The 6,119-nt window shown below is 66.4% G+C and carries 6 protein-coding genes and 1 pseudogene; 4 read left to right on the forward strand and 3 right to left on the reverse strand.

Annotated elements, in window-relative coordinates; all coding sequences use genetic code 11:
* Window positions 1-5 precede the first annotated feature (5 nt).
* The gene (locus tag G6048_RS07280) at window positions 6-893 is read right to left on the reverse strand and encodes a helix-turn-helix domain-containing protein (protein ID WP_165338619.1); all 888 of its coding nucleotides are present in this window, start codon (window positions 891-893) and stop codon (window positions 6-8) included.
* Between the two features lie 324 nt (window positions 894-1,217).
* On the opposite strand from G6048_RS07280, the gene G6048_RS07285 reads away from it, so the two are divergent.
* Complete coding sequence (locus tag G6048_RS07285) at window positions 1,218-1,595, forward strand: ATP-binding protein (protein ID WP_165338620.1); 378 nt, start codon at window positions 1,218-1,220, stop codon at window positions 1,593-1,595.
* A 603-nt stretch (window positions 1,596-2,198) separates the two neighbouring features.
* Entirely contained in the window at window positions 2,199-2,519 is a 321-nt protein-coding gene (locus tag G6048_RS07295) for a hypothetical protein (protein WP_328825692.1), read from the forward strand.
* 57 nt (window positions 2,520-2,576) lie between these two features.
* On the opposite strand, the pseudogene G6048_RS07300 reads toward G6048_RS07295, so the two are convergent.
* A pseudogene (locus G6048_RS07300) lies at window positions 2,577-2,702 on the reverse strand (IS21-like element helper ATPase IstB); the annotation flags it as partial.
* A 500-nt stretch (window positions 2,703-3,202) separates the two neighbouring features.
* Between G6048_RS07300 and G6048_RS07305 the strand changes: the two are divergent.
* A complete protein-coding gene (locus G6048_RS07305) occupies window positions 3,203-3,817 on the forward strand; it encodes a M23 family metallopeptidase (protein WP_165338621.1) in 615 nt (204 codons plus the stop codon).
* A 25-nt stretch (window positions 3,818-3,842) separates the two neighbouring features.
* On the opposite strand, the gene G6048_RS07310 is transcribed toward G6048_RS07305, so the two are convergent.
* Entirely contained in the window at window positions 3,843-4,424 is a 582-nt protein-coding gene (locus tag G6048_RS07310) for a TetR/AcrR family transcriptional regulator (protein WP_165338622.1), read from the reverse strand.
* Between the two features lie 137 nt (window positions 4,425-4,561).
* Between G6048_RS07310 and G6048_RS07315 the strand changes: the two genes are divergently transcribed.
* On the forward strand, window positions 4,562-6,119 hold a 1,558-nt coding region (locus tag G6048_RS07315; RefSeq protein WP_165338623.1), incomplete at its 3' end, for an MDR family MFS transporter.

Below are 6,119 nucleotides of genomic sequence, written 5' to 3' on the forward strand. Positions count from 1 at the left end.
GCTCCCTAGAGGGTGTACAGGATGTGTTGTACGAGGCTGAGTGAGTCCTTGGCCGCGTGCCGCACCGGGATCACCGTGGCGTCGATGGATGGGAGGGCTGCGGTGCTGAGTCGGTCGAACTGGCGGCGGTACTTGGTGACTTCGGCGGCGCCGTGCAGAAACATCGACTGGGCCGGGTGCTCCATGAGTACGGTCTCGAGCTCACCGCTGTGCGAAGCGATGTGGCAGAACGGCGTGGTCAGCGCCGAGACCGCGACAGCGGTGAACGGCACGAACTGGATGGTCACGTGGGGCAGTTCGGCCAATTCGACGAGTCTGAGGAGTTGCTCGCGCATGACTGCCGTACCGCCGAAGCGCATATGGAGCGCGGCTTCGTGGATCACGGCGTGAAGGCGAGGCGACTCGTCGGCGGTGAGGACGCGTTGACGTTCCTGACGGAAGTGCACCGCCTCTTCGATCTCGGCTGTGGTGCGCACGGCGTCGCTCGCCTCGAAGATGGAGCGGGTGTACGCCGACACCTGGAACAACCCGGGTAGGAACAGCGACTCGTAAGAGCGGAGCTCGGTGGAGGCCTCCTCCAGCTCGGCCAAGTCGAGGGCCGATGCGGGGAGTTGGTCCCGATAGGAGCTCCACCAACCTTTGCCGCTGGCTTCGGCCAGGCTCACAAGGCTCTCGACGTAGGTTGAACTAGTGACCCCATATCCCGTGCAGAGGGTGCGCATACGGTCGGACGCGAGGGGAGTGCGGCCACTCTCGACGTGGGTGAGGTGCACGCGACCCATCTCGATGACGGCTCCGGCCTCGTTCAGGGTCATCCCGGCCTGCTCGCGCAACTTCTTGAGCTCGGCGCCCAGTCGTAGCTGCCGGGCGGTGGGGCGGGTACGCAAAGCCAACGCGGTCTCTCCTCGATGAGGTGGGGATCAGTTTGCCGGGGTGGGAGTGCATGGTCCAGCAAGGTGGAAGTTCAGGGTGAACAAGTAACCCCATATTCGCTACGTTGAGTGCGGCGACGCTCACGCAGCGATGTCGGAAGCCTCGCCGTCGACGTATGCGTACACGCACGCCGTGTCGCGGAAGTGCACCGCTGATCAGCGGCCCCGTTCCGGGCGGGGCTGCGCCCATGGGGCGGCAGAGACACCGCGGCCGGCGTCGGTCGACGAGGCAGTTCACGTCCAGATTCCTGCGTTCAGCGTCAGGCCGCCTTGGAGGCATCAGTCATGGAACTTCCACTTACTTACACCCTCTTCACCCATGCCGTCGTGACTTCGCCCAAGGTCTGCCGGGACTTCGTGCGCTCCACTCTGGAGACGCTGGGGCTGGGCGAACTCGCCGAGACGGCTGCGCTGTGCACCTCCGAGTTGGTGACGAACGTGCACCGGTACGCGGAGGGTGACGTGCACCTGCGCGCGGCCGTCGAGGCCACTCACGTCCGCGTCGCCGTGTATGACGGCAACGTGCAGTTGCCATCTCCCCGCCGGGCGTCGGCCGGGGATGACGGCGGGCGGGGTCTGTTCCTCGTCACCGCGCTGTCGGACGTATGCGGGGTGACGCCGACGGAGGGTGGAAAAGGGGTGTGGTTCCAGCTCAATCGGTGACGACGCTCGGCGTCGGCCGGACGGCCGCGCGCGGCGTGGTGTACCGCCCTGTGGGGCTGCTGCCAGGACGTGTACGCATCACAGGCCCATGGCGCCTATGGCTTCGTAAGTGACGTGCGTTTGGGCAGCATTTGATGATCACAGGGTCGGAAAATGTCGATGAGAACTGACGCCGGTCAGGTGGTCCCGTCCTCGGTGCCGTCGTGATGGCCGGCATCGGAGGGTGTCAAGGATCAGCGAAGTAGGCTCCTGCCTACGGGTGCGTTCTTACCGTTCCTGATCTTGGTTGCGATCCTCGCAGCGGTCCTGGGCTTCTTCGCGTGGCTGGCATCACGTATTCGTCGCCGGGGTCTCGCAGGTGGGGCCATGAGTGCAGCCTTGGCCTCATATGAGGAGGCGTTCCGTATCACGGCTCACGAATCTCACGTTGAGATCCGAGCCCGAGCGGAGTGCAAGGCACCGATCCTGTCGCCTGACGATCACTGGGGGCGAAGCCCTGGTGAAGCCGGTCCTGCGGGGGCAGAGGATCGTCGGCCGCGTTCTCGCCGGTCACGACGGGGCCCTGACCGCTGGATCGATCGACTGAGGCGCGGTCGCTGACCAGTGGACACGGTGTTGGTGGCTGCGGGAGTAGTGGTTGCGCTGGGCGTCGCTGTGTTCCTGGCGGATCGTGTTCTGCTGGCGATGGAGGCGCGGGGATGGATCTACTGGCGCAAGACCAAGGGGCTGTCGTCCATCGGTGTCGACCTCATCCAGGAGGGTGACCCCGGGGCCCAAGCCGTCAAGCGCGCTATGGAACAAGAACGCGTGCGCAAGAACGTCAGGCCGGCAGAAGACCCGCCCCTCCGGGTGGACCTGGACGCCGGCACGGTGCACATTCGCCGCGCTGGTCGCGACGGGCAAGAGCAGGCGCCTCCGACTTGACAGCCTCCTGAGCCGACAAATGCGGCTCCTGCCGAGTAAGGGCCTGGTGGTGCGACGTCACCCGGAGGCATCTTGTGCCGCGGCCCGGGCCTGGGTAAGGGCCAGGCGGTAGGAGTTGGTACCGGTCTGGATCGGGTTGCCGCCGAAGGTGAGCCGGTCGACGATGGCCGCGCAGAGCCGGGGACACCATCGTCGGCCGACCGGACCCCGACAGTCGCGGGTTCCACGACGCTCTCCCGACGGCACGGAGACTGCCTGGTCGGCGTAGTGCGCGTCACATCCCAGGGCCTCTGGATCTTGCTCGCCGGTGACATGACGCACAGGCGATTTGTCCGGTACTAGGGCGAGTAGTGGTGGCGCACTGCGGGGCAAAACGGACCTTTGGGTCGGTGGGTGGAGTGGGGTCTCGGGGGTGGTCGGGCCCGGCTCGGAGGAGTGGGCTCAGGGCGTAAGCGGACGGCTGTGAAGTGGGGTTAAACCAGACTTTCAGCAGGAAACGCGGAGGATCCAATATAGGACGGTGATCGTGTCAAGAAGGAGGAAGTTTCAGAGTCAAGTACGACTTCGAGTCGTAGATGAGCCCTTTGTGGGACATAGGCATCACGGGCTACCAATGGACGCATCGCCCGGCGCACCGACAGCGCGTCGGGTGTGTTCGTGCCCGTCACCCGGAGGTAGTCCCCATGTCGCTGCGCATCACCAAGTCCCACGTTCTCGGTACGTCCCCGCTCCGTGCCCGGGCGGCCGTCCTGGCCGCCGGGCTGGGGGTGTCGGTCGCGCTGGGGGCCGGGGTCGCGGTCGCCGCCGGTGGTGAGGCGAGCGCCGGGGCGGTGCAGCCGGCCGCTGTCCAGGAGGCTGCCGCCAAGAAGGCGGCGAAGCCTTCCTGGGTCGACCCGGTCAAGAAGTACAAGCTCTCCGCCAGCTACGCCCAGGCCGGCAACATGTGGAACTCCATCCACTCCGGCCAGGACTTCGCCGTCCCCTCCGGCTCCAAGGTCTTCGCCACGCACGGCGGCACCGTCGTCAAGGCGGGCGGCAACGGCGCCGGTGACGGGCCCGCGTACGGCAACGCCGTCGTCATCAAGCACGGCAACGGCACCTACTCCCAGTACGCCCACCTGTCGCGCGTCCAGGTGAAGGTCGGCCAGATCGTCGGGACCGGTCAGCAGGTCGCGCTCTCCGGCAACACCGGCAACTCCAGCGGTCCGCACCTGCACTTCGAGATCCGTACGTCCCCCAACTACGGCTCCGCGATAGACCCCGTGCGCTTCCTGCGCACCAAGGGCGTAACCCTCTAAGGACGCGTAAGCGACGAAGGGTCCTTCAGGACCCTTCGGGAGCGTCGTGGGTCCGGGTGATCAGTTCGGTGGCGACCTCGAGGACGGCCTTGCGCTTCTCCTCGGGGTCGCCTTCGAGGTCCCTGAGGGCGAACAGCCCGGCGTGGATGGAGAACAGGGCGGTGACGCAGCGGACCTGGTCGGTCATGGTGGCGTCCGGCTCCCTGAGCAGGTCCACCATGCGGAGCATGCGTTCCTTGAAGTCCTCGCCGGAGCGCAGTTCGCGCACGGTCGCCTGGTTCTCCTGCATGAAGCGGAACAGGGGGGCCGCGTCGGTGAGGGCCTCGCTGTAGCGGTTGAGGATCTCGCGCTTCGTCTCGAGGGCGCGCGGCTGCTGCTTGCCCCACTCGATCAGCTCGTCCATCGGCTTCGTCAGATCCTGGAAGAGGCTGATGAGGATGTCTTCCTTGGACTTGAAGTGGTAGTAGAGCGCCGCCTTCGTGACGTTCAGCCGCTCCGCGATCTCGCGCAGGGACGTCTTCTCGTAGCCCTGCTCGGCGAAGAGTTCGAGGGCCACGTCCTGGATGCGCTGGCGGGTGTCTCCGCGTTGCTGCCTGCTGGCGCCCATCGTGGCTGCTCCTCGGGGTTCATGGTGGGTAAAGAAAAACTTACTTGACGCCCGGCTAGTTCCGCACCTACGTTCCGAGTGTAGTCAACTTGCCGGGCGGCAAGTTAGTGGCGGGGCGGGATCAGGGAGTGGGGACCATGGCGGACACGGAGGCAGTGGTGGACAGCGGGGGCAAGCAACCCCGGAGCGTACGGGTCGTGCTGCTCGCGCTGATGATCGCGATGCTGCTCGCGATGCTCGACAACATGATCATCGGGACCGCCATGCCGACTATCGTCGGCGAACTGGGCGGACTCGAGCATCTGTCGTGGGTCGTCACCGCGTACACGCTCGCGACCGCCGCCTCCACCCCGATCTGGGGCAAGCTCGGCGACATGTACGGGCGCAAGGGCATCTTCATGACCTCGATCGTGCTCTTTCTGATCGGGTCGGCCCTCAGCGGAATGGCCCAGGACATGGGGCAGTTGATCGGGTTCCGGGCCATTCAGGGGCTCGGTGCCGGTGGTCTGATGGTCGGCGTCATGGCCATCATCGGCGATCTGATACCGCCCCGCGAGCGCGGCAAGTACCAGGGCATGATGGCCGGCGTGATGGCGCTCGCCATGATCGGCGGGCCGCTCGTCGGCGGCACCATCACCGACCACTGGGGCTGGCGCTGGTCCTTCTACATCAACCTGCCGCTGGGCGCCGTGGCGCTCCTCGCCATCAGTGCCGTACTGCATCTGCCCAAGAAGCGGGCGCAGGCCCGGATCGACTACCTGGGGGCCGGGCTGCTGGCTGCGGGCATCACCGCGATCGTGCTTGTCACCACGTGGGGCGGCACCGAGTACGACTGGGGCTCCGCCGTGATCATGGAGCTGATCGCGATCGGGGTCGCCGCGCTGGTGGGCTTCGTGTTCGTGCAGACCAAGGCCGCCGAGCCGGTGATGCCGCTGCACATCTTCCGCAGCCGCAACTTCTCGCTGATGTCGGTGATCGGCTTCATCGTCGGGTTCGTGATGTTCGGCGCGACGCTGTTCCTGCCGCTGTACCAGCAGTCCGTGCAGGGGGCGTCCGCGACCAACTCCGGGCTGCTGTTGCTGCCGATGCTCGGGGCAATGCTCGTCGTGTCGATGATCGCGGGGCGGGTCACCACGAACACCGGGCGGTACAAGGTGTTTCCGGTCGTGGGCAGTGTGCTGATGGTCGTCGGGCTGTTCCTGCTCGCGCAGATGGACACGGATACGTCGCGGGTCATGTCTGGTGTGTATATGGCCGTCCTCGGCGCCGGCATGGGGTGCCTCATGCAGATCACCATGCTGGTGTCGCAGAACAGCGTCGAGATGAAGGACATGGGCGTCGCGTCCTCCTCCACGACCCTGTTCCGTACGCTCGGGGCGTCCTTCGGGGTCGCGATCATGGGGGCGCTGTTCAACAGCCGGGTCCAGGATGTGATGGCCGAGCGGGCCGGGGCGGCGGGGTCCGCGGCGACCTCGCAGTCGGCGCAGTTGGATGCGGCGGGTATGGCGAGGTTGCCGGAGGCGGCTCAGGAGGCCTATAAGCACGCGGTTTCCTCCGGTACGCATTCGGCGTTCCTGCTCGGCTCGGCCGTGGCCGTTGTCGCTCTGGTGGCGGCGGTGTTTGTGAAGGAGGTGCCGTTGAAGGGGGCGGCGGCGCCGGAGGCTGGCGAGGGTGTGGGGGACGACGGCGTTGGGG

It is taken from the genome of Streptomyces ureilyticus, from assembly GCF_011045025.1.
GTDB classification, from domain to species: Bacteria; Actinomycetota; Actinomycetes; order Streptomycetales; family Streptomycetaceae; genus Streptomyces; species Streptomyces ureilyticus.